Source organism: Sphingobacterium multivorum (assembly GCF_039511225.1).
Classification (GTDB): Bacteria; Bacteroidota; Bacteroidia; order Sphingobacteriales; family Sphingobacteriaceae; genus Sphingobacterium.
Map to the genome: position 1 here is coordinate 65528 of NZ_CP154261.1, position 24058 is coordinate 89585.

At 40.9% G+C, this 24058-nt stretch carries 17 protein-coding genes; 14 read left to right on the plus strand and 3 right to left on the minus strand.

Features of this window, described 5'->3' with window-relative positions; translation table 11 throughout:
- Positions 1-442 precede the first annotated feature (442 nt).
- The 8 genes from AAH582_RS00330 (at position 443) to AAH582_RS00365 (ending at position 10899) form a co-directional block, all read left to right on the plus strand.
- Positions 443-1900 carry an IPT/TIG domain-containing protein gene (locus AAH582_RS00330; RefSeq protein WP_343320891.1) on the plus strand — a complete coding sequence of 486 codons (1458 nt, stop codon included), beginning with the start codon at positions 443-445 and terminating at the stop codon, positions 1898-1900.
- A 10-nt stretch (positions 1901-1910) separates the two neighbouring features.
- Positions 1911-4997 carry a SusC/RagA family TonB-linked outer membrane protein gene (locus AAH582_RS00335; RefSeq protein ID WP_231585210.1) on the plus strand — a complete coding sequence of 1029 codons (3087 nt, stop codon included), beginning with the start codon at positions 1911-1913 and terminating at the stop codon, positions 4995-4997.
- Positions 4998-5008: 11 nt separating this feature from the next.
- The gene (locus tag AAH582_RS00340) at positions 5009-7066 is read left to right on the plus strand and encodes a RagB/SusD family nutrient uptake outer membrane protein (RefSeq protein WP_343320892.1); all 2058 of its coding nucleotides are present in this window, start codon (positions 5009-5011) and stop codon (positions 7064-7066) included.
- Between the two features lie 15 nt (positions 7067-7081).
- Positions 7082-8065, plus strand: coding sequence for a DUF4973 domain-containing protein (locus tag AAH582_RS00345; RefSeq protein ID WP_343320893.1), 984 nt, complete (start codon positions 7082-7084; stop codon positions 8063-8065).
- 57 nt (positions 8066-8122) lie between these two features.
- Entirely contained in the window at positions 8123-8869 is a 747-nt protein-coding gene (locus AAH582_RS00350) for an aspartate/glutamate racemase family protein (RefSeq protein ID WP_343320894.1), read from the plus strand.
- A gap of 98 nt (positions 8870-8967) precedes the next feature.
- Positions 8968-9681 (plus strand): pirin family protein, encoded by a 714-nt coding sequence (locus tag AAH582_RS00355; RefSeq protein WP_343320895.1) that lies wholly within the window; start codon positions 8968-8970, stop codon positions 9679-9681.
- A 147-nt stretch (positions 9682-9828) separates the two neighbouring features.
- The gene (locus tag AAH582_RS00360; protein ID WP_046672617.1) at positions 9829-10473 is read left to right on the plus strand and encodes an MgtC/SapB family protein; all 645 of its coding nucleotides are present in this window, start codon (positions 9829-9831) and stop codon (positions 10471-10473) included.
- Between the two features lie 48 nt (positions 10474-10521).
- Positions 10522-10899 carry a hypothetical protein gene (locus AAH582_RS00365; RefSeq protein ID WP_046672618.1) on the plus strand — a complete coding sequence of 126 codons (378 nt, stop codon included), beginning with the start codon at positions 10522-10524 and terminating at the stop codon, positions 10897-10899.
- A 1-nt stretch (position 10900) separates the two neighbouring features.
- On the opposite strand, the gene xseB is transcribed toward AAH582_RS00365, so the two are convergent.
- Positions 10901-11122, minus strand: coding sequence for an exodeoxyribonuclease VII small subunit (gene xseB / locus AAH582_RS00370; RefSeq protein WP_046672619.1), 222 nt, complete (start codon positions 11120-11122; stop codon positions 10901-10903).
- 49 nt (positions 11123-11171) lie between these two features.
- Positions 11172-12458 (minus strand): exodeoxyribonuclease VII large subunit, encoded by a 1287-nt coding sequence (gene xseA, locus AAH582_RS00375; RefSeq protein WP_343320896.1) that lies wholly within the window; start codon positions 12456-12458, stop codon positions 11172-11174.
- Between the two features lie 230 nt (positions 12459-12688).
- Here xseA and AAH582_RS00380 point away from each other — a divergent pair, with 230 nt between their 5' ends.
- The 3 genes from AAH582_RS00380 to radA all read left to right on the plus strand — a co-directional run bounded on the left by AAH582_RS00380 (position 12689) and on the right by radA (position 17194).
- A complete protein-coding gene (locus AAH582_RS00380; protein ID WP_343320897.1) occupies positions 12689-14413 on the plus strand; it encodes a serine hydrolase domain-containing protein in 1725 nt (574 codons plus the stop codon).
- The gene (locus tag AAH582_RS00385; protein WP_343320898.1) at positions 14410-15570 is read left to right on the plus strand and encodes a dipeptidase; all 1161 of its coding nucleotides are present in this window, start codon (positions 14410-14412) and stop codon (positions 15568-15570) included. Before AAH582_RS00380 ends, AAH582_RS00385 begins: the two co-directional genes overlap by 4 nt.
- 238 nt (positions 15571-15808) lie before the next feature.
- On the plus strand, positions 15809-17194 hold the full coding sequence (gene radA / locus AAH582_RS00390; RefSeq protein ID WP_343320899.1) for a DNA repair protein RadA: 1386 nt from the start codon (positions 15809-15811) through the stop codon (positions 17192-17194).
- A gap of 76 nt (positions 17195-17270) precedes the next feature.
- Here the strand turns inward: radA and AAH582_RS00395 are convergent, their stop codons facing one another.
- Positions 17271-17954 (minus strand): peroxiredoxin family protein, encoded by a 684-nt coding sequence (locus AAH582_RS00395; protein ID WP_046672624.1) that lies wholly within the window; start codon positions 17952-17954, stop codon positions 17271-17273.
- A gap of 72 nt (positions 17955-18026) precedes the next feature.
- Between AAH582_RS00395 and AAH582_RS00400 the strand changes: the two genes are divergently transcribed.
- From AAH582_RS00400 to AAH582_RS00410, 3 genes are all read left to right on the plus strand, one after another.
- Positions 18027-19175 (plus strand): methionine aminotransferase, encoded by a 1149-nt coding sequence (locus AAH582_RS00400; protein WP_343320900.1) that lies wholly within the window; start codon positions 18027-18029, stop codon positions 19173-19175.
- Positions 19176-19316: 141 nt separating this feature from the next.
- The gene (gene nagB, locus AAH582_RS00405; protein ID WP_046672626.1) at positions 19317-21245 is read left to right on the plus strand and encodes a glucosamine-6-phosphate deaminase; all 1929 of its coding nucleotides are present in this window, start codon (positions 19317-19319) and stop codon (positions 21243-21245) included.
- A gap of 143 nt (positions 21246-21388) precedes the next feature.
- Positions 21389-23878 carry a TonB-dependent receptor gene (locus tag AAH582_RS00410; RefSeq protein ID WP_084823088.1) on the plus strand — a complete coding sequence of 830 codons (2490 nt, stop codon included), beginning with the start codon at positions 21389-21391 and terminating at the stop codon, positions 23876-23878.
- Positions 23879-24058: the final 180 nt, after the last annotated feature.

Below are 24058 nucleotides of genomic sequence, written 5' to 3' on the forward strand. Positions count from 1 at the left end.
AAGAAAACCTTAGAGAAGCATTTAGAAATTCAAATCAGAAATCATTCATCCATTTTCTTTGTGAAAGAAAAATAATGTAGAACGTTGGAATGGGAGCTGATAAGGTCAATAATCTATTGTGTGTATAAAATAGAAAATTAGTAGAAAAGTAATTTTAAAAACCGGAAGACTTTGAAGCGATTGTCCTAGAGTCTTTTTTTAGCTTAAGAAAGCTAATACCATTTAGCTTTATATAAAAGTAACCAATTATGTGGAAATTAAAACTAAGCGTTCGCTCAATGATGAGGCGGGCCTCAATCCGTTCGTCCTAAAAATACCCTCTAAAATAGCTGTTATGCTGACGAAATTTTAATGGATGTATCAGAAGATCAAAGAATCTGGTATTCATTGCGACGATATAGTAATGTTTATAGAATAAATTCTAACCTATTAAAAAAAACTTATGAAAACTAAACAAATAGCGACTAATAGTTGGTTTCTAAATCGGATGATTTGGCCCATTATGGTGCTTATTTTGAGTTTTGGAAGCTGTAAGAATGACAATCTTGGCAGTATTTCAGAAGGTGTGCCCTTTGATCCGTCCAAACCGGTTGTTGTCTCGGACTTCACTCCAAAATCCGGAGGAATGGGACAGCGACTCATAATCTATGGTAAAAACTTTGGAAATGATCCAAAAAATGTAGCTGTTTTTATTGGAGGGAAAAAGGCTGTCGTTATTAATGCTTTGGGGGAGTCTCTTTACTGTCTCGTGCCAAAACAGGCTTTCAGAGGTGACATCGAAGTACGCGTTGGTGAGGAGGCGAGACCTGTCATCGGAAAGGCCGAGTCAAATTTTGATTATGAGCGTAAACTTGTTGTATCAACTTTGGCAGGTTATAGAAATGCTCGCGGCGATGAACCGTGGAAAGATGGGAAGTTTAAAGACGCGGATCAAAATCAGATGGCAAGTGGTTTTTGGCTTTCTTCTTTTATGAAGTTTGATCCATTAAATCCGAAGCACCTGTGGGTAACCTTCGATGATAACAATGGACTTTATCTCGTTAATTTTGAGGATAGTACAATTACTAAAAAGCGTTCGGATTTTTCTCGTCCACGTAGCGTTGATTTTTCTTTAGATGGTAACTACATGATTGTGGCCCAGGATCGTGGTGGAGAAAATGATGAATCTACTCTGCTTTTTTCGCGTGCCAGGAACTTTTTGGATAAAGAGGTATTGACAAGAAGTAAGCAATGTAATGGCGCATCTGTCCATCCGGTCAATGGCGAAATGTACTTTAATAGCTATGCGAAAGGAGAGTTTTACCGTTTCGACCTGAATCAATATTTCACCGATAAAACGACTAAGGCAGAGTTTCTATATGTCATTCAGGATCCGGAATGGGAATACCGAGCATTGATTCATCCAAGTGGAAATTACGCTTATATTTTGGTTATTAACCAAGGCTATATTATGCGTGCCGATTACAATTGGGAAAAGAAACGTTTTAACCAGCCTTATCTTGTTTGTGGAAAAGTCAGGGAGTCGGGATACAAGGATGGTGTCGGTTCATCCGCTCGTGTCAATCAGCCTTACCAAGGAGTATTTGTGAAAAATCAAGCCTATGTAGAAGCAGGTAAGCCAGATCAGTATGACTTTTATTTTACGGACCTTATGAATCATGCCATCCGAGTACTTACACCGGAAGGGGCGGTAACTACTTTTGCTGGTCGTGGCAGTTCAAGCTTAAATTCAAATCCATATGGTTATGTCAATGGTGACTTGAGAGAGGAAGCAAGATTTGACCGTCCGTCGGGTATTGCCTACAATGAGAAAGAAGGGGCTTTTTATATTGGCGATCGCGAGAATAGACGAATCCGCAAAATAGCATTAGAAGAAATGGATGAAAATAACCAAGATTAATCTGAGAAAGATGATGAATAAAATATTACTAACATGTTTGTTACTTCTGTGTGGCACTTTAGGCGTCTTTGCACAGGATATTCTAGAAGTAACAGGTGTCGTTTCTGATGCTAAAAAGGAGCCTGTTGTTGGTGTCAGCATTTCCATAAAGGATGCTCCCGGACTTGGGACGACAACGGATAATAAGGGTAACTTTAAGATAAAAGTAGAACGTTACAAGACCCTCGTGTTCTCTTCTGTAGGTTATGTAAAACAAGAAATATTAATAAAGGATGGTCATGTTATCAATGTGACGTTAAAAGAATCAGAGACTAGTGTGCTCGAAGAGGTTGTCGTAACAGGAACCGGTACACAAAAAAGACTCACATCGACAGCGGCAACGAGCAGTGTTGATGTAAACACCATGAAAGGAAATCCGACTTCTAGTTTATCGAATGCATTGGCAGGTAACGTGCCGGGGGTATTTGCGATGGGACAGTCGGGCCAACCTGGAAAAAATATTTCTGAATTCTGGATTCGAGGGATATCCACATTTGGTGGCGGCTCTTCTGCACTGATATTGGTGGACAATATCGAACGTGATATTAATGACATAAATATTGAAGATATAGAGACTTTTACGGTGTTAAAGGATGCTGCAGTTACCGCAATCTATGGTTCTCGAGGAGCTAATGGTGTTATATTAATTACCACAAAGCGTGGTAAAGACGGGAAGATTAATATCAATTTCAAAGATGAGAATATCTATAACGCGCGTACCATTACGCCTGAATTTGAAGATGGTGTTACGTATGCCAATCTCTTGAACGAAGCGCGCATTACCCGCAATTTCGCACCCATCTATCAACCTGAGGAATTAGAAATATTACGATTGGGACTAGATCCAGATCTTTATCCTAATGTCAATTGGAAAGATCTGTTGCTCAAAGATGGGGCGATGACCTACCGTGCCAATCTGAATATGACCGGCGGCGGATCTACCGCACGTTATTTTTTGTCTGGAAGTTATATCGATGAGGGCGGAATGTACAAGACGGATGAAACATTGCGGAATGATTACAATACGAATGCAAATTACAAAAGATATAACTACCGGTTGAACACAGATATTAACGTGACCAAAAGCACAGTTCTGAAAATTGGCGTTGCAGGGTCCCTCAATAAAAGGAATAGCCCGGGCTTGGGAGATAATGATTTCTGGGGTGTATTATTTGGCTATTCTCCAATTCGTACACCTGTCATGTATTCAAATGGTTATGTTCCAGCAATTGGAACAGGAAATCAGACAAACCCTTGGGTGGTCGCAACACAAACTGGGTATAATGAGAATTGGCAAAACAAGATACAGACGAACATTTCTATTGAGCAAAATTTTGATTTTATAACCAAAGGATTACGGTTTAGGGGAATTATTGGTTATGATACAAACAATGATAATAGTATTTCTCGTCGTAAATGGCCTGAACAGTGGCGGGCAGAGCGTGCTCGGGACGAAAATGGAAATCTAGTGTTTACCCATATTTCCGATCCGCACGAATTGTATCAGTCCAGTACTGCCAGCGGAGAACGTCGCGAATTTTATGACATGATGTTCAATTATGACCGCAGTATAGGAAATCATAATATTGGTGCAGTGGCCCGTTTTACGCGTGATGCTCTTATTCGGACGGTCAATCTTGGCGATGATATCAAAAATGGAATCGCAAGAAGAAACCAAGGTCTTGCGGGGAGACTGACCTATAATTGGAAGTCACGCTATATAGCTGATTTTAACTTTGGGTATAATGGCTCAGAAAACTTTGCCCCAGGCAAACAATATGGATTTTTTCCGGCGTTTTCGGCGGCCTGGAACATTGGAGAAGAGCCTTTTGTAAAAAATAATGTCTCCTGGTTGAACATGTTCAAGGTTCGCTATTCCTGGGGAAGGGTCGGTAATGATCAGTTGGCTGGTGGTGTGAGATTCCCTTACCTATATACCATCGGGGAGATCGCAAATAATGGTTATCAATGGGCGGACTATGGATCTAACCGTTACTTCACTGGCATGCAGTATACCCAGGTCGCTTCGCCAAATGTTACCTGGGAGATGGCCACAAAAAGAAATCTAGGCTTTGATGTCGCCCTGCTTAAAGATAAGATTGTTGCGAATTTGGACTTCTTCAATGAGGAACGGACGGGGATCTATATGGCAAGGAATTATCTGCCGGTCATGGTTGGACTTAGGAGTGTGCCAAGTGCAAATGTGGGGGCTGTAAAATCTGAAGGTTTTGATGGGCGTCTTGAATATAGACAAAAGATTGGCGAAGTGAATGTGACTGCACGCAGCAATGTTACGTTCAGTAAGAATACGATCACAGAGATTGATGAAGAAAATAATGTATACGGTTATCAAAATCAGAAAGGCTATCGGGTGGATCAGGCGAAGGGACTTATAGCATTGGGATTATTTAAAGACTATGATGATATACGGAATAGTCCGAAACAAGTATTCGGAACTTATCAGCCTGGAGATATTAAATATAAAGATGTCAACGGTGATGGTATCGTAGATGACGGTGACCGCGTAGCGATCGGAGCTACACGTCGGCCAAATCTTGTTTATGGTATCGGAACATCAGTGAGCTGGAAGAGTTTGGATATCAGCGTTCACTTCCAGGGCGCCGGGAAATCCACGTTCTTTACCTATGGCAAGACAGTATATGCGTTTAGTGAGGGGGAATGGGGGCAAGTGTTGAAGGGCGTAATGGGAGATAACCGTTGGATATCTGCAGATATATCTGGTGACCCGTCAACAGAAAATCCCAATGCCTCTTATCCCCGATTGAGTTATGGTGAGAATCCGAATAATTTTAGAGAGTCAACTTTTTGGTTACGTAATGGCCAATATATCCGTCTCAAGACATTGGATATAGGTTACACCTTACCAAAAGAACTTACTAACCGAATCAAAACCAATAGCATTCGTATTTTCTTGGTTGGAAGTAACCTGCTAACCTGGTCGAAATTCAAGCTTTGGGATCCTGAGCTTGCATCACCACGAGGAGAAGATTATCCCTTGCCTAAATCGTTCACGTTTGGCGTCAATGTCAACCTATAAAACTTATTAAGATGCAAAGAAAGAAACTAAACATAGCCGTGATGCTTGTATTGGGAATAGGTATATTCTCAGCCTGCAAAAAAGATTACTTAAAGTCCGATCAATATTTTAAGGATCGTCTTACCATAGAGAAGACATTTAAAAGTAAGGTGTACTCGGAGCAATGGTTGGCCGAAGTATTTCAGCAATTTGTTGGTGAGAATGCGGATGTAGCGAGTAAAGGCTTGACGCCGCATTGTTTTGCGGATGATATGTACTATGGTGACCGAGATAAAGTATACGATCCATCGAAAAATGAGTTGTCCTATAATATGTTCAAGATGGGAGAATATACTGAAGCAGATAAACAAGGTACATGGACGCAATGCTACTTTGGCATTCGTAATGCCTCGACTTTTATTCAGAACATCTATATGAACACCGAAATGTCTGCAACTGAAATTGCAGATTATCGCGGACAAGCACGTTTCGCAAGAGCTTATCTTTACTGGTTATTGCTCCGTAAATACGGCCCGATTCCATTATTGCCGGACGAAGGGCTGGATTACACCGATAGTTATGACGATCTGGCAATTCCCCGAAGCACCTATGAGGAATGTGCAACTTATATAAGTGATGAGTTGGTACAGGCTGCTAAAGAAATGGAATCCTTAGGTATGAAGCGCGGGCAGGACGGTTCGGCTCGGCCAACTGTTGGTGCTGCATTGGCAGCACGTGCTAAAGTACTGCTCTATGCTGCAAGTCCGTTAGCCAATGGTAATAATTCCGGCTATGCAGCACTATTGGTAGACAAAAAAGGAAAACGATTGTTGTCTGTCGACTTTAACGAAGAGAAATGGGCGAAGGCTGCTGCTGCTGCCCGAGATGTGATCGAATTGGGAGTATACAAACTTTATACAGCACCCTTTCAGGAAACAGGGGATGATGCAACAGTCAAACCACCTGAGGATCATGATTTTTCAAGTAAAAACTGGCCTGAAGGATGGGCAAATATTGATCCAGCAAAATCATACGCACAGGTCTTTGACGGAACTTTATCTGCCTCCGGTAATCCTGAACTTATATTTACACGGGGTAGTAATCAGCCCAATGAAGGAATTGACCAAATGGTTATTCATCAATTACCACGCTCTGCAACAGGATGGAATACACATGGACTGACACAGAAACTGGTCGACGCCTATTACATGAATGATGGGACGGATGTACCCGGAAAGGATAAGGAGATTGGGCGTGGGAATGGTTCAAGTAGAGTGGCTGGTTACGTCAGTCAGGACGATTATAATGCGAAAAAATACAGGCCATTACGTGCCGGAGTTTCTTTACAATATGCGAATCGTGAGCCGAGATTTTATGCTTCAGTGGCCTATAGCGGAAGTTTCTGGACCTTGCTGAATGAGACAAAAGAGGAAAATCGAAATAAACAGATCTTTTATTATAGTGCAGACCCAAAAGGTAATGGCTTTAACTCTGCCAATGGATATTGGTTGCGTACGGGTTTTGGTGTTAAAAAGTTTGTTCACCCCAGTGATACCTATGAAGGGGGGGTCGGATCACGTGTCGTCCCAAAGGCAGAACCCGCTATTCGTTATGCCGATATATTACTGATGTATGCCGAAGCATTAAATGAATTAAGTGGCTCTTTTACGATTCCGTCTTGGCGTGGTGGAAGTTATACGATAAGTCGTGATGTCGCTGAAATTAAAAAAGGTATTCGGCCCGTTCGCATTAGAGGTGGAGTTCCTGATTATTCGGCGAGTGTATATGGAAATAAGAATGAATTGCGTAGTAAAATAAAGCGTGAACGTTTTATTGAGCTGATGGGCGAGGGGCAACGTTATTACGATTTACGTCGCTGGATGGACGCCCCAGTGGAAGAGGCCCTGCCCGTTTACGGCTGTAATGTACTAATGAATGAAAAGGAACGCGATCTTTTTTATCAACCCGTCGCAATCTGGACATTGAAAACGACCTTTGCGGATAAAATGTGGTTTTGGCCAATTAGTCATACAGAGCTTAAGCGCAATAAAAATTTAACACAAAACCCTGGTTGGACTTATAATGATTAATCAACTATGCAATTTATGAAAAAGTCATCTATACAGCTTTTGTTCCTGATGGTATTATGGGTATGCTATGCATGCAACGATGAATGGAAAGAGGAACAATTTGAACATTACGTTTCATTTAAGGCCCCTCTGGATAACGAGGGTGTCACAAATATTTATGTCCGGTATAAAGAGGGGCAAAAAACGACATTTCTACAGCCATTGGAAGTAAGTGGTTCGACTACAAATAATAAGGATCTTTCAATACATGTTGCGGTGGATCCCGATACATTGGGCATATTGAATTATGAACGTTTCCAGACCAGGCAAGATTTCTATTACAAGCAGCTGAATAATACGTATTTTTCTATACCTGAGACTGTGAATATAAAGTCGGGGGATAACACCGCGTTAATGGCTATCGATTTTTCGTTAAAAGGAATTGATATGGCCGAAAAATGGGTGCTTCCACTGACCATTTTAGAGGATCCGACGGCCAAATACAAAATTAATCCTAGGAAATACTATAAGAAAGCATTGCTGCGTGTCAATCCTTTCAATAATTATTCAGGAACTTACAGCGGTACAGCCTTAAAAGTCGTTATGGATGGGCATGAAAGTGAAACTCCGATTGTAAAGAGTCAAATAAGAAGCTATGTAGTCGATGAAAATACAATTTTCTTTTATGCGGGGAATATTGATGAGGATCGTAAAGACAGAAAGAATTATAAGGTCTTTGCAACGTTCAATGAAACAGGAGGGGTTACATTTCGGGCTGAAAATCCAAATATGAAATTTGCTGTTAAAAAGGATGCAAGTTATACTGTTTCGGAACAGATGGATGCCGTACGTCCTTACTTATTGCATCGTTATATTACAATAAATAATGTGGATTATGAATTTACGGATTATACCCTGGTTTCTACGACTGCCATTAAGTTTAAGGTTTCGGGCTCATTGATCTTGGAACGGCAACTAAATACACAGATTCCTGACGAAGATCAGTCCATAGAATGGTAAATTCTACAAACCATTTGTAGGGCTATTGGTTATATCTATGATATAAAAATAGTTTTTATGATTGGAATAGTAGGCGGACTAGGCCCTTATGGAGGCCTGGATATTACAAAGAAAATTATAGATGAGACTGCGGCAAGATCCGATCAGGAACACTTGCCGCTCTTGTTATTCTCATGTCCAAATTTGATCCCTGACCGAACGGCATATTTATTAGATAAGTCCAATGCTAATCCCGGTAAGGCTATCGCTGCAATTTTAAGACAACTTGAAGTGGCTGGAGCGACCATTGCGGCTATTCCGTCCAATACGGCACACGCTGAGCCGATTTTTTCTGTTGTTCAAGATGAGATGGCGCGTACGGGGAGTGCGTTGAAACTATTGCATATCGTTCATGAGACGGTTCGGTTTGTTGACGAAAACTATCCCGAAACGGCAGTAGGCATTTTATCTACCGCTGGAGAGCAGATTTACAGTTTATATCGGGAAGCATTTATTCGAAAAGGCTTCGTTGTTGTCGAGCCAGAAGGAACACAGCAAGAGAAGGTAAACAATGCAATCTATGACGAGGAGTATGGAATAAAGGCCCAACCGGTACCGATCGCGAATAAAGCAAGGGAGGATCTATTGTTGGTCATAGATGACTTGAAAAAGAAAGGAGCACAGGTCATTATTTTGGGTTGCGCAGAGTTACCTTTAGCGATTCCTGAACGGGATTATAATGGGATGATTGTCATAGATCCGAATAGAATTCTAGCGCGTGCACTTGTTCATTCATTTGCCCCGGATAAATTAAAAGCGCTGTAACGTGTCTCTTGACAAATTGTCAGATTTTGGATCTGTGTCCCTATTGGTATGAGTTTTGTCTCCTGATAGCGAGAGGCTTATGCAGTAAGGAGGACAACATGCAAAAGATAATACATCGGGAAAATGATCGTGGACACGTCGATTTTGGCTGGCTGAAAAGCGCACATTCATTCAGTTTTGGACAGTATCTTGATCCCGAAAGAATGAATTTTGGTGCATTGCGGGTGTTGAATGACGATCAGGTGGAAGGAGGACAAGGTTTTGACCAGCATGGTCACGACAATATGGAAATTGTTAGTATACCACTTGAAGGGGCACTTTCACATCAGGATAGTATAGGCAATGGCCGTACGATCCAAACAGGAGAAGTGCAGATCATGTCTGCAGGTACAGGTGTGCAGCACGCCGAGTTTAATAGTGATCAGAAGGCTCCTGTTAAATTTCTACAAATTTGGGTTATACCCAATGAAATAGGGTTGGAGCCCAGATACGATCAGAGATCCTACCTTCAGCTGGATCGGAATAATAAATTTGCCACTATTGTTTCGCCGGATAAAATGGATCACACAGCTGTACATATACATCAGGATGCCTATATTAACTTGGCAAATCTGGAGGTAGGTAAAAAGATAGACTATACTGTTCATTCCGAACAAAATGGACTTTATCTTTTTGTTTTGGAAGGAAAGATCGCTGTAGCAAATGAATTGCTTTCAAGAAGGGATGCCATTGGTTTATATGAAACAGAAAAAATAAGCATTGAAGCGTACTATGATACATCGTTACTGCTGATTGAAGTTCCAATGTATTAGGTCGACAAAAAATGAGGCTTATGGTGCGGCATTATTACTGTTGATTGAAGCTCCTGTGTTTTAGGTCTAGGAAACGTTATTCTTGAATGGCGGGCATTTGATAGATCTCCCTATTTTTCTTAAATTGGATGAAGAAGAAATAAACTCATGGATAACCTATTACAACCCTTTGAATCGCATGACGTCTTACTTATTATGTTATCAGTCTTAATCGGTCTGCTGATTGGGATTGAACGTGAATATCGCAATAAATCTGCGGGTTTGAGGACGTTTATATTGGTAAGCTTTGGATCTTGCCTTTTTACTATTCTTTCGTTAAAAATTGGAGTAGCAAATCCAGATCGATTGGCAGCAAATATTATTACGGGTATCGGTTTTCTAGGTGCAGGCGTGATTTTCAAAGAAGACAATAAAATAAGTGGGATAACGACCGCTACGACAATTTGGGCTGCAGCTTCTTTGGGTATGTGTGTCGGTGCCGGATATATATTTTTGGCGTTTATTGGTGTAGGGTTGGTTTTGGCGATTTTGGCATTGTTAACGTATTTACAGACCTATATTGACAATTATCACAAAATAAAAGACTATGAACTGCAGACCTCATCTGAAGCAGATTTTGAACACACGGAAAAGTTAATCCGAAGTATGGGCTTTAAAGCTGTCGTGATAAGTCAACGCTATAACAAAGAAAGCTTGAATACAATATGGCGATTGACGGGGAATGTGAGTAAACATCGGGAGTTTGTAGAAACCCTGCGACGTGATAGGCAGGTTGTTGCTTATCAATATTAGGGAATTACGACAATATCTGAAATGTATTTATGAGAGAAAAACCAACGTATGAGTACTGTTAAAATTGAGAAAAAACCATTTTTTTGGTTAGCGGATCCTCAGGAGCATGACTTCCCTGCAGCTTACGATTATTTGGAGCTTTTATTTGTTCAGGAAGAATGTAAGACTTTTGTTGATAAACTTCGGAGAGCTGTTACAATTACAAAGAAGTCCAAGGATATTTTACGGGCCAGTGGACTCCCTTTATTGCCTGAAACCAACTTTCATATAAAGGAAAATCTAAGAAAGATCAAGAAGAAAGAAAAGTTATCTCCAATTCTGTTGGTTCGGGCAAATGGAAAACTGATCATAGCAGATGGTTACCACCGTTTATGTGCCAGTTATTATTTTACAGAGGATCTCGATGTGCCTTGTCGTTTGGTGTAAACTATACGTCATCATCTGTTTCCTGAGTTGGGGATATCTTTTGTAATAAACTGCTTACTTCGTCCTCTGTCGCTGTTAACTTAGCTTTGCAGACTTGAATGAGGTCGGAAGCCCTTTTGATTTTTCCCGCGAGCTCATCAATGTTCGTTGTGCCATTTTCTATTTCCCTCACGATCGTTTGTAACTCGTTAAAGGCATCTGTGTAGGTATAATTCTGTTCCATTATGCTATGCTTGATATGCTTTCTTTAAATTTTGTGTACCGATGTGAAATTAAGTATTGTGCTCGTCTCGGCCGTCTTTCGGCGATGTATCCATTACAGTACTGGTAAGTTCTCCATATTCGAGTATCGTCTGTATCACATCGCCCGGAGATACTTGTGTCACCGACTGCAGTAGTTTTCCGTTAACCTTAGTAATTGAAAAACCTTGCTTTAGTAGTCTAATTGGATCAGATAGCTGAATAATTCGTTCGGTATGATCCAGTGCCGTTCTGTGCTCATAAAAGCGCAATTTTATCAAAGCGTTAAGATCATGTTGAAATTGCTGGATGGCCGCCCTCGAGGTCTGAATTTCTCTCTTTCCGATCCATTGTATATGCGTTGCCAGTTGAGATAGCATATTGCGCTCTTCTTTAAATCGGGTAAGAATGAGCTGCTGTATACGTTCCGCAGCCCGATCGACCGGAATAGCAAAATTGTGGAACTTCTGAATCAGAAAATCGGCCAGTTCACTGGGCGTAATCGCGTTTTTATAGGCGACCATTTCACTCACCGTATAATTCGTCGAATGTCCAATGCCAGTCAATACCGGGATAGGGAATATAGCGATAGCGCGTGCTAGTAAGTAGTTGTTATAACTGGAAAGCCCAACCTCACCACCTCCACCACGTATGATGGCGACGACATCGTATCGGTCTATTTTTTCAGCAATAGTGGCAAGCTGATTTATAATAGATGGCACTGATTTGTCTCCTTGTAATAATGCCGGAAAGAGCGTGCATTCGATGCGATAACCCCAGGGGTTTTGATTAATGATCTTGTAAAAATCAGAAAGCCCCTTACTTGTTTCTACAGAAACAATTGCCAGTCTTTTGGGAACCATTGGAAAGTCCAATAATTTATTGGACTCATATATGCCCTCTGCTTTCAGCTTTCGGATACTATCTAACTTCTCCTTTTCAAGTTCACCTAAGGTAAAAGTCGGATCAATATCAACAATGCGTAAGCTTAACCCGTACATGGGGTCGTAGGAAATACTTGCCTGAAATAACATTGTGATTCCTTCTCGTAAAGGTTCTTGGGCAACTTTAAGAAAATTGTTGTTGATACGATTGTAATCAGCTTTCCATAAGATGGATCTAATTTCAGCGACAATTTTACCATCCTGTTTCTCAACCAGTTCAGGATAACAGTGGCCAGAATGCGTATAATGATTGAGCTTGTTCATTTCAGCTTTGATCCAGTACAAACTCTTATACCGCTCTGCAAGTGTCTTTTGGATACTGCGGCTGACTTCCAGCAAGGAAAATATCGTTTTATCTTGAATCAATTCTGGCATTAGTCAAACTTACAGAAAAAACCTTCATGATGCAATTGAGGGCAAAGCCAATTCAGGTTTCAGGAACGTCGCTGCGTTTAGCCTGAAGAGGATGGCAAATAATAATACATCAATTTAGAAATGCGCAATAGGTATAAGTAACAAAATTGATTTTTTTTCGTACGAACCTATTCCTTCGTTATATAATTCGTATTTTTATTTGATAGAACCTAAAAAACGATAAAAGCAGAATGAAAAAACGATTTTTTGGGGCATTATTTGCAGGTTTGTTCTGTATTAGCCCCCTGTTTGCTCAATATAAGTCTACAATTAAAAACGAAACGATACTGTTTAATAACCTTGACCAGCTGTTACCTTTAAAAAACCTGGATCAACTTCGTATTGCAGTTGTTGTTCCTAACGCGGCAAAATATACAATGTTCACGGACCAGTTGGCTCGTTATGCAAATACCAGAGTTTTTGATTTTAATAAATTTGATGAGGACATCAAATATTATAATACAATTATTGTGGCGGGAAAGGAGGATGACTTAGATGCCGATTGTCTAATGCAATTGAAGCAGGCAGTATTAAACGATAAAAAAGTTATCCTTTGTCATTTTTTTGAAAATGACAAAAGCAAAAAGAGCCTATCTGAGCATCCACAATCTGATTTGATTGAATTACTTGCTCCGTTTTCAGAAATTGGACAACGTCAGATGGCAATGTCTATTTTTGGTGGGCTTCCAATTACCGCCGGTAACGTCAAAACCACGCAGACAAGACTACAATATGGCGCTGCATCAAGCTCGAATCTCAACCTCAACAAGCTGACGAAGAAAATTGATGCCATTGCACAAGAAGCCATTGATAAGCAAGCAACCCCAGGGGCTGTAGTCATGATCGTGAAGGATGGACAAGTACTCTTGGAGAAATCTTACGGATTTCACACGTATGCCAAAGCTATTTCCACGAAAACAAGTGATATTTTTGATCTCGCATCTGTCAGTAAGATTGCGGGTACTACTCCTGTCATTATGCGCCTTACCGAGCGCAATATAATTAATTTGGATAGTACCATGGGCCACTACCTATGGCAGGCAAAGTATACCAATAAAAAGGATATCAAGCTTCGTTCCGTCATGTTACATGAAGCGGGATTTACACCTTTTATTCCCTTTTATAAATATCTGAAAGGGGGCGATGTTGTATCGGCAGCCGACGTTAACCATCAGGTGAAAATGGCCGATAATAGGTATATCCTCAACAATTATTACCGTGACGTCATGTGGCCAGAGATGCTAAAATCACCGGTAAAACCCACGGGAAATTATGTGTATAGTGATATCAGCATGTATGTCATGAAAGAAGTTGCAGAACATCAGACTGCTGAGCCAATGCAAGATTATGTGCAGGAGAACTTTTATAGACCATTGGGGATGAAGCGTGCTGGCTATCTTCCCCGCGAGCGTTTTGCAAAGGATGAAATCGTTCCTACAGAGCAGGACACCTCCTTTCGAAAAACATTGTTAGAAGGCTACGTACACGATCAGGGGGCGGCAATGGCTGGCGGTATTGCTGGGCATGCTGGATTATTTGCTACCGCAAATGATTTGGCAATCTATGGTCAGTTGCTATTGAATAGAGGGGAATATGGGGGTGAACGTTACTTCAAAACAGAAACAGTCGATTTATTTACCTCAAAGCAATCGGCAAGCAGTCGGCGGGGACTAGGTTTTGACCGCTGGGATCCGAATCCGAAAAATGAATATCCATCTAAGTTAGCGAATAGCACTGTATTCGGACATACAGGCTATACGGGAACATGTATCTGGATTGATCCGCAAAATCAGTTGATTTATATCTTTTTGTCCAATCGTGTACATCCTCAGGTGAATACCAAGCTCCTCGACCTTAATATCAGAAGTCGGATTCAGGACGCCATTTACGAAACGATCAATGAAAGTCAAAAATGATAAAAGGTCTCCTATTACTTGGACTAGCAATGACAACACTCAACAATGTTGGATATAGTCAAGACTATAAACAGATACACCAAGATTTGGTGGTCGTCGACGGACACAATGATGTGATTTATGAATCCATTTTCCAGGGAAAAGATATCGGCCAGCGAATAAGTACGGGAGCGACAGATTTGCCTCGACTGCGGGAAGGCGGTGTAGATGTGCAGGTCTTTGCTGTGTGGTCCGATGACGCGAAGTGGAAATCCGGAGCATTTAAGCATGCCAATGACCAGATCTATGCATTGGAAAAGATGATTGCAGCAAATGCCGATAAAATAAGTTTGGCAAAATCTTCAGGTGACATTGATGCGATCTTAAAAACAGGTAAAATAGCTGCGTTGATCGGTGTGGAAGGTGGAAATATGATTGAAGGAAGTGTTGACCATTTGGTTCGGCTTCATGAGCGCGGCGCCAAATACCTCACTTTGACCTGGAACTACAATTTGCCTTGGGCAAGCTGCGCCGCGATGGAATCGGGAGATATGCGTTCCAAAGATAAGGGGTTGACGGGGCAAGGACGAGCAATTATCCGCAAAATGAACGAATTGGGGATGATGGTAGATCTATCTCATGGAGGAGAGCAGACTTTCTATGACGTGCTGGCGATAACGACCAAACCGATCTTAGTTTCGCATAGCAATGCCTATGCATTATGTCCACATTTCCGCAATCTGAAAGATGCACAATTAGCGGCTCTGAAAAAAAATGGCGGCGTTGTTGGTGTGAATTTTTATTCAGGTTTTTTGGATCCTGCCTATGAAACAATGCTTAAGGGTTTGTATGCAAGTCAATTTGGTGATACCGGGGATACAAAAATGAGTACCTGGGCCATGTATGAAAAGTTGCCAAAGGAACTTCAACAGCAAGCCGATGCTCCACTGTCGAAATTATTGGATCATATTGACTACTTGGTCAAAAAAGTGGGTATAGACCATGTTGCTGTAGGATCGGATTTCGATGGCATAGAATCCTCACCCCAAGGTCTAGAAGATGTTTCTAAATTTCCGTTACTGACCAAAGCGCTGTTGGAGAGAGGATATACAAAGACGGATGTTGCGAAGATTATGGGACAAAATTTCTTGCGGATCTTAAAAGAAAATGAAGGATAAACACCTTGGCTTTTTTAAGGCTTTTCAGTAGGGTTCCAGTATACATGCAGTATTGTTGAGGTATTGTTAAAGCAGTGATGTAGTATATAGTAATAATACAGCGTATGGAATTAACCCTTATCGAAGCAGTATTAGCGAAAGGCTAACCAGTCCTTCCGTAATATCTTGGATAATGCATATAATAGGTGCGGGGGAGGATATTACGCTTTTAACCGCTATAAATTTGTAATTTCGTAGCATGGCAAAATCAAAATCTGCATACTTCTGTCAAAACTGTGGCTACGAGTCTCCCAAATGGATGGGGCAATGCCCTTCATGCAAGCAATGGAATAGCTTTGTTGAGGAAGTCGTCGAAAAGGCGAGCTCAAAAGTGCCTGAATGGCGTAGTTCTACCACAGGAGGAAGCACAAAGAGAGCGAATAAAGCTGCGATCATCCACGAAATTGTCTATCAGGATGAATTACGGATATTGACTCCTGATCAGGAGTTCAACCGGGTTCTTGGCGGCGGTATTGTTCCGGGGTCATTGGTACTTATCGGAGGCGAACCGGGTATTGGGAAGTCTACGTTGATGTTACAGCTCGCTTTATCGATCCCACAAGTCAAGACACTTTATATTTCTGGGGAAGAAAGCGAACAGCAAATTAAGATGCGGGCAGAACGATTGTCACAATCATCCAAAGCAAATTGTTATATTCTTACCGAAACATCTACTCAAAATATTTTCAAGCAGGTCGAGACGGTACAGCCCAATGTTATTGTCATAGATTCTATACAAACTTTACATTCCTCACAAATTGAATCGGCACCAGGGTCGGTTTCTCAGGTACGCGAATGTACCGCAGAGTTACTTCGGTTTGCAAAGGAAACGAGTACACCAGTTTTTATTGTTGGGCATATTACCAAGGACGGGTCTATCGCAGGTCCCAAGGTTTTAGAACATATGGTGGATACGGTGCTTCAATTCGAAGGTGATCGCCACCACGTCTACCGAATTTTACGGGCTGTAAAAAATCGCTTTGGATCGGCTTCAGAACTCGGTATTTATGAAATGCAGGGGTCGGGGCTACGGGAAGTGTCGAATCCTTCGGAGATTATGATTTCCCAACGCGATGAACCTGTCAGTGGGGTTTCCATTGCGGCGATGCTCGAAGGAATGCGCCCTATGATGATTGAAGTACAGGCGCTGGTGAGTAATACGGCATTTGGAAATGCACAGCGCTCTTCCACAGGTTACGACACGAAGCGATTAAATATGCTGTTGGCTGTTTTAGAGAAACGCTTTGGTTTTAGGTTAAGCGCACAAGATGTATTTTTGAATATTGCCGGTGGGTTGCGTGTTGAAGATCCTGCGATCGATTTGGCTGTCGTTGTTGCAATTATTTCTTCACAACAGGACATCGCGATTCGCTCCAATCTGACTTTCGCAGGTGAGATTGGTTTATCGGGCGAAATCAGAGCCGTAAATCGTATAGAACAGCGGATACAGGAGGCTGAGAAGCTTGGCTTTGATGGTATTTTTATTTCTAAATTCAATACCAAAGGATTGGACGCTAAAAAATATAATATTGCCATCCGTCCGGTTGCTAAATTGGAGGACATCTTCAGTGCCCTGTTTGGCTAGCGGATTAAAAGATGAGTATACAAATAAAAAGACCATGCTTTAAGAAAGCATGGTCTTTTTATGTATTGCCTATCGTTTACTTTTTCAATACTTCTTTCAATTTTGCACGTAAAGCATCACCATGTAAGTTCTTCGCTACAATTTTCCCATTGGGATCGATCAGGACATTCTGCGGGATAGATTTTACGCCGTATAAGGTTCCGACATCATTTTGCCAACGTTTAAGATCTGAAACATGACGCCAGTGCAATTTATCTGCATGGATGGCTTTAATCCAAGAATTGCGATCCTTATCAAAGGATATACCCAATATTTCAAAGTTTTCACCTTTGAATTGTTGGTATGTTTTGACAAGATCCGGGCTTTCGACACGGCAATCGGGGCACCAAGATGCCCAAAAATCAAGAAGCACATATTTTCCTTTAAAGTCCGAAAGTTTTACAGGATTTCCAGTAGTGTCATTTTGCGTAAACGCTGGCGCTATTTTTCCAATTTGAACCGTTTCCAAGGTATTTAAATAGTCTTGGAACTCTTTCCCTTCACTTGAATTCTTGACATTTTTACTCAACGTATTATAAAGCGCCTGAAGCTCGGGATAAACCGGGTCATATCCGCCAACTCTACGCAAGTCAACCAATGTCGAGATAGAATCCGGAGCAGCTTTAACGCGGGCAATATACTCCTCTTTGGTAAGTTCCTTTTTTTGTGCAGAACCAATGAATGGCAGAATTAAAAAAAGTAGTGTGATGTATTTTATCATGTTATTATTCTTATATATATTTACAAATATAGGAAAATCCACTAATTTAGTAGATTAATAAAATGTCAAAAAATGAACTTTAACCTAACTTCTAAACTTCCACATGTCGGTACGACGATCTTTACTAAAATGACGATGCTTGCGAATGAGCAGCACGCTTTAAATCTGTCGCAAGGTTTTCCTGACTTTGAGACCGATCCGAAGTTGGTGGAATTGGTTTCTAAGGCAATGGAAACGGGACATAACCAATACGCGCCAATGATCGGAGCACAGACATTACGCGATACGATCTCCAAAAAATACCGGGAAGTTTATAACGTGGCGGTCGATGCAACGGCGGAGCTTACTGTGACATCGGGTGGTACCCAAGCAATTTTTACAGCTATTGCCGCAGTCGTTAGACCGCAAGATGAGGTTATTATCTTTGAACCGGCATACGATTGTTATGCGCCGACTATCGAATTGTTTGGCGGTAAAGTTGTCCCCGTGCGATTAATGGCACCTGATTTTCAGATTGACTGGGATTACGTCGCTACGTTAATTAATTCCAGAACCCGCTTAATCATCATTAATAATCCGAATAATCCAACAGGTAAAGTGCTGGGTAAAGAAGAGTTAATTAAACTTGGGAACTTGTTGGCAGGTACCAACGCACTCTTGTTGAGTGATGAAGTGTACGAGCATATCGTTTTCGATGGTGTCTCGCCTCAATCGGTATTGGAAATACCCTCCTTACGCGAGCGAAGTTTTGTTGTTGCTTCCTTTGGAAAGCTATTGCATACCACGGGTTGGAAGATTGGTTATTGCATTGCTCCGCCACAATTAATGCAGGAATTTAGAAAAGTACATCAATTCAATGTATTTAGCGTAAATACACCCATGCAATTCGCTATCGCGGAATATCTGGAGGATATAAGCTATGTCAAAGGCCTATCGGAATTTTTTGAGCGAAAAAGAAACCTATTGAAAGACGGATTAAAGGGATCCCGGTTTAAGATTCTTCCCTGCGAGGGAACTTATTTCCTGAATATCGATTACAGTGCTATCAGTCAGGAGAAGGAATTTGAATTTGCTTGTTCGTTAACCAGGCAGCACAAAATTGCAACCATCCCACTTTCAGCGTTCTATAAAGAAGCTACAAATCAACAAGTTTTGCGGGTTTGTTTTGCTAAAAAGGATGAAACGCTATTAAAAGCTGTCGAGATTCTGAATAAGGTATAGCTGTATTATTGAGGTAAAAGAATAGCTAAAAGGTTTTATTTAAAATATCGCTAAGAAAGAACCACTTTATTAAAATTTTACTTCAACTTGAGGTACTAATTTTATAAATTTGTAATTCACGTTTATCAACATACCCATAAAATGGCTAGATTAAATTTATTGGAAGAAACACGCTTCGAAAAAGTCCCTGTGAGCGTCTATCCAGATCAAAATTCAGCTTCGAAAAACGTTGCAAATCGTATTGCTGAAATTATTCGTGCAAAGCAAGAGAAAGGTGAGAAAGCTGTTCTGGGCCTTGCTACCGGTGCCACTCCGGTAAAAGTCTATCAAGAATTGATTCGTTTGCATAAAGAAGAAGGTTTAAGCTTTAAGAACGTGATTACCTTCAATCTTGACGAATACTACCCTATGCAACCTGATGCCGATCAGAGTTATGTGACCTTTATGAACAAAAACTTGTTCGATCACGTAGATATTGATGCGGCTAATGTAAATATTCCAGATGGTACCTTAGCTCCTGACCAAGTAAATGCATTCTGTGAGGCTTACGAACAGAAGATTACAGCAGCAGGAGGTTTAGATATTCAATTATTAGGTATTGGCCGTACCGGCCATATCGGTTTCAATGAGCCAGGTTCTGCACCTAACTCAGGTACACGTGTCGTAACGTTGGACGATTTGACTCGTCGCGATGCTTCCCGTGCTTTTGGTGGAAAAGAGAATGTACCAACAAAAGCGATTACCATGGGCGTAGGTACAATTTTCAAAGCGAGAGAAATTATTTTAATGGCTTGGACCGAGACAAAGGCCGAGATCATTAAAAAAGCAGTTGAAGGAGAAATCTCCGCAGAGATACCTGCAACTTATCTTCAGTTATCGGACAACGTTGAATTTATCCTTGATGAAGCGGCAGCTTCATTATTGACACGTTTTGATCTTCCTTGGTTGGCAGAAGATGTTACCTGGACACCTTCATTAATTAAAAAAGCAGTCGTTTGGTTGGCTTTAGAGATCAAAAAACCAATCCTGAAACTTACCGACGAGGATTATAATGCGCACGGGATGGCCAAGTTGGTTACAGAGACCGGTCCAGCATATAATATTAACATCCGTATATTTAACGAACTTCAACATACGATCACGGGATGGCCAGGGGGTAAACCCAATGTTGACGATTCACAACGTCCTGAGCGTGCCAATCCAGCGAAGAAAAATGTGATTGTATTTTCTCCACACCCTGATGATGATGTCATCTCAATGGGCGGTACATTTATTCGCCTGGCAGATCAAGGACACAATGTCCATGTTGCTTACCAAACTTGTGGTAATACAGCTGTTTGGGATGATGATGTGGTACGTTATCTGGAGTTTGCTGAAGATCTTGCTAAACAAATTGGGGCAGAGGCAGAAGCTTCTCAGATCGGCCGCATTTATGATGAGGAAAGAGCAATTTTTGCAACAAAAAAACCAAATCAGATCGATACTGAACTTGTCCGTAAAATCAAAGCATTAATCCGTAAGGGTGAGGCGATCGCAGGAGCTCGTTTGGTAGGTTTGCCAGATGAGAATATCCATTTCCAAGATCTACCGTTCTATGATAGACAGAAGTTTTCAAAAAATGTATCTTTTGAAGATGATATTCAACAAACAATGGAATTGTTGCGCCACGTAAAACCACATCAGGTATTTGCTGCGGGTGACTTTGCTGACCCACACGGTACACATAAAGTATGTTTCGACATTCTGTTTGAAGCACTAAACAGATTGAGTAAAACGGATGAGTGGACCAAAGATTGTTGGTTATGGTTATACCGTGGAGCATGGCATGAATATCCTATCCACGAGATCCAAATGGCCGTTCCTTTATCGCCACAAGAAGTTTATCGCAAACGTTTAGCCATCTTTAAACACCAGTCTCAAAAAGATTTGCCTGTATTCCCTGGAGATGATCCACGTGAATTCTGGGTGCGTGCTGAAGACCGTACAAGCGAAACCGCAGCTTTATATGACCAATTAGGTTTGGCAAACTATGAAGCTATCGAAGCGTTCGTAAGATGGAAATTTGACTAAAATAATTGTCTAAATAAATAAAAAAGTCCTGAGCCTGAGTTGGTTCAGGACTTTTTTATTTTTAATCATTCTAAATAGTTTATTTTTTATACCTTTGCTTTGTTATTTAGAATAATTAAAAATAATTACCCAAAATTATTAACATGGACAAACACTTACTAGCTCTTGCTTCTACATTTTTAATCGGAGGTGCAGTATATGGTCAAACTTCGGGAATCGTCAAAGGTAAAGTCGTCGATACACAAAATAATCCTTTAAGTTCAGTAACCGTTTCAATCGGAGATAAAAAAGTACGTACCGATCATAGAGGTCATTTTAGACTGCATGGCATCGACCAAAATACGGTGATTAAATTCACCTACATGGGCTACCAAACAACCGTTATCGATTATGTTTTTAGCACAAAAAGCCCTGAAGTGATTATTGATCCCATTACGCTAGTGAGCAATGAGCAGGCCATTGATGAGGTAGAAGTGTTTGGTGAACGTAACAAAAAGCCAAAAGGCTTGGAGATGATTACACGTATGCCATTAAAACCTTCGGATCAAATTCAGAGTATTTCTGTCATTTCCAATAAGGTAATTCAAGATCAGGGTATTCTTACTTTGACGGATGCTGTAAGAAATATTCCCGGTGTAACCTTGTTTGGTTCTTATGGGGGTGTTAAAGAATCTTTATCAACCCGTGGGTTCAGAGGGGTACCTGTATTGAAGAATGGCGTGCGGATGGACTCTCAATTTCAGACGGCGTCTGGAGTTGTTGATATGCAAGGTGTGGAGTCTATTCAAATGATTAAAGGGTCTGCTGCCGTTACACAGGGGGTTATTACCGATATTGGTAATGCTGGTGGGGTAATCAATGTGGTCACTAAAACCCCTAATTTCACGAATTCCGGTGAGGTGGGTGTCCGTGCAGGAAGCTGGGGACAATTCCGCCCAACCTTTGATTTCCAAACGGTACTGGATAAAAAACAGACCGTTGCTTTTCGAATGGATGGAGCGTATGAACGTAGTGATAGCTACCGTAAAAGTGTATCCTCTAACCGTGTTTATTTAAATCCATCGTTAGCTTGGAAACCAACGGATAAGACGACAATTACTTTGGAGGGTGATTATTTTAATGATAATCGCACGCCGGTTAATTCCGCTGTCAATTTAAATCCTTCACAGGGGGTGAATGCGCTATATGTTATCCCGAACAATAAGTTTTTGGGCTTCAATTCCGATAATAATAATACAGAGATGAAGAGCTTTATGGCGCAGATCAATCATGAACTGACTGATCGCTGGAGCATCCGAGCTTCTATTGCAACGTCATCTTATCAGGTTGATAACCAATCATCATCTTCCTCATTGATTAAAGATGATGCAAAACAATATAATACCTTCTCGCGCTCAATGAGCAAGAGCCTGCGCGATGACAAGAATAAAACGTTTCAGTTTGACTTGATCGGAAAAGATCTTTATACGGGTAAGGTAAAACATTTGGTTCAGGCAGGGGTGGACTATCGTATTGCTGATGCAACAACAACTTCTTTTGCCGGAAAATTAAGTCCACTGGAGAAAAATGTTCTTTTGAAAAAAGCCGATCAAAATAGCAATGTAATTGATATTATTGATATCCATGGTGATTGGGTGAATGATCTTTCGGAAGTGGTATACGTCGATTCGTTGGGTAACCAGCGAAAAGGAAAGCAAATTGCCTATACAGCAGGAACTCCTGTACGGAGTTATTATTCTTCTATAGGATTTATGGGGCAAGACGTTATTGAATTTAACAAATACATTAAGGCTGTATTAGGTTTACGTTATTCCGAAATTACAACAAAAGATTTTACATCAAACGGTAATAAAAGGGAGTCGGCTTGGAATCCAATGGCGGGAGTGATTGTTACGCCATTTGAAAATTTCAATGTATTTGGATCTTATACAAACTCAACGAATTTAAGGAATGCGGCAAATCCTTTAACAGATGGTACAGCGGCAGGTGCTTCTAAAACCGAACAATTTGAGGGTGGAATTAAATCCGATTGGCTGAATAATCGCTTACGTTTCAATTTAACCTATTTCCATATTTATACCTCAAACTTGACGAATGCGGAGTATACACCAGGCACGAATGTCGCCACAGGATTATACTTTAAGGCCGGGGATTTGGTCCGCGATGGTATTGAGGCTGAGTTGAACGGTCGTGTATTGGAAAATTTGACAGTGATGTTGGGCTATGCTTATTTAGACGCGCGGTATAAAAATTCACCATCTTATATGGATGGATCCGCACCGATGAATGCGCCAAAACATACGGCAAATGCATGGATACAATATGTATTTAATCAAGGAGCTCTTCGGAACCTGAGCTTAAGTGCCGGAGTTTATTATGTTGGAGACCGACCTGTGAATGAATATAGCTTAACCCCAAATGGACACGGCGAATATTATGGTACAGAACCTTTCAATATGCCTGCATATACCACATTAAATGCACAGGTGGGATACAAATGGCGCAAATTTGATGCGAAAGTTTTTGTAAATAATATCACCAATGAGATCGGATTGAATTCATACTTCCGCGGTGGTTTTATTAATCAGATTGATCCAAGAAATGCTGCTGTTGCATTGAGTTATAAGTTTTAAAGATATAAGTCTATATAAACAGAAGGGCTGTCCAAAGAAGTTGGACAGCCCTATTTTTATGCTATTTTCCTTTATCAGTTTAAGTGTCTTTTCATCTAGTGGACGCTGGAGCGACTGATGTTATTTTAAAGCAGCTTTTTTATTTTCAACGCCAATCGCGCTCACCAAGATGAATCCCGA

Excerpts from the sequence above, each read along its gene's own strand:
- AAH582_RS00330 (WP_343320891.1), top strand. The coding sequence starts at position 443 with ATGAAAACTAAACAAATAGCGACTAATAGTTGGTTTCTAAATCGGATG.
- AAH582_RS00335 (WP_231585210.1), top strand. The coding sequence starts at position 1,911 with ATGATGAATAAAATATTACTAACATGTTTGTTACTTCTGTGTGGCACT.
- AAH582_RS00340 (WP_343320892.1), top strand. The coding sequence starts at position 5,009 with ATGCAAAGAAAGAAACTAAACATAGCCGTGATGCTTGTATTGGGAATA.
- AAH582_RS00345 (WP_343320893.1), top strand. The coding sequence starts at position 7,082 with ATGAAAAAGTCATCTATACAGCTTTTGTTCCTGATGGTATTATGGGTA.
- AAH582_RS00350 (WP_343320894.1), top strand. The coding sequence starts at position 8,123 with ATGATTGGAATAGTAGGCGGACTAGGCCCTTATGGAGGCCTGGATATT.
- AAH582_RS00355 (WP_343320895.1), top strand. The coding sequence starts at position 8,968 with ATGCAAAAGATAATACATCGGGAAAATGATCGTGGACACGTCGATTTT.
- AAH582_RS00360 (WP_046672617.1), top strand. The coding sequence starts at position 9,829 with ATGGATAACCTATTACAACCCTTTGAATCGCATGACGTCTTACTTATT.
- AAH582_RS00365 (WP_046672618.1), top strand. The coding sequence starts at position 10,522 with ATGAGTACTGTTAAAATTGAGAAAAAACCATTTTTTTGGTTAGCGGAT.
- xseB (WP_046672619.1), bottom strand. The coding sequence starts at position 11,122 with ATGGAACAGAATTATACCTACACAGATGCCTTTAACGAGTTACAAACG.
- xseA (WP_343320896.1), bottom strand. The coding sequence starts at position 12,458 with ATGCCAGAATTGATTCAAGATAAAACGATATTTTCCTTGCTGGAAGTC.
- AAH582_RS00380 (WP_343320897.1), top strand. The coding sequence starts at position 12,689 with ATGAAAAAACGATTTTTTGGGGCATTATTTGCAGGTTTGTTCTGTATT.
- AAH582_RS00385 (WP_343320898.1), top strand. The coding sequence starts at position 14,410 with ATGATAAAAGGTCTCCTATTACTTGGACTAGCAATGACAACACTCAAC.
- radA (WP_343320899.1), top strand. The coding sequence starts at position 15,809 with ATGGCAAAATCAAAATCTGCATACTTCTGTCAAAACTGTGGCTACGAG.
- AAH582_RS00395 (WP_046672624.1), bottom strand. The coding sequence starts at position 17,954 with ATGATAAAATACATCACACTACTTTTTTTAATTCTGCCATTCATTGGT.
- AAH582_RS00400 (WP_343320900.1), top strand. The coding sequence starts at position 18,027 with ATGAACTTTAACCTAACTTCTAAACTTCCACATGTCGGTACGACGATC.
- nagB (WP_046672626.1), top strand. The coding sequence starts at position 19,317 with ATGGCTAGATTAAATTTATTGGAAGAAACACGCTTCGAAAAAGTCCCT.
- AAH582_RS00410 (WP_084823088.1), top strand. The coding sequence starts at position 21,389 with ATGGACAAACACTTACTAGCTCTTGCTTCTACATTTTTAATCGGAGGT.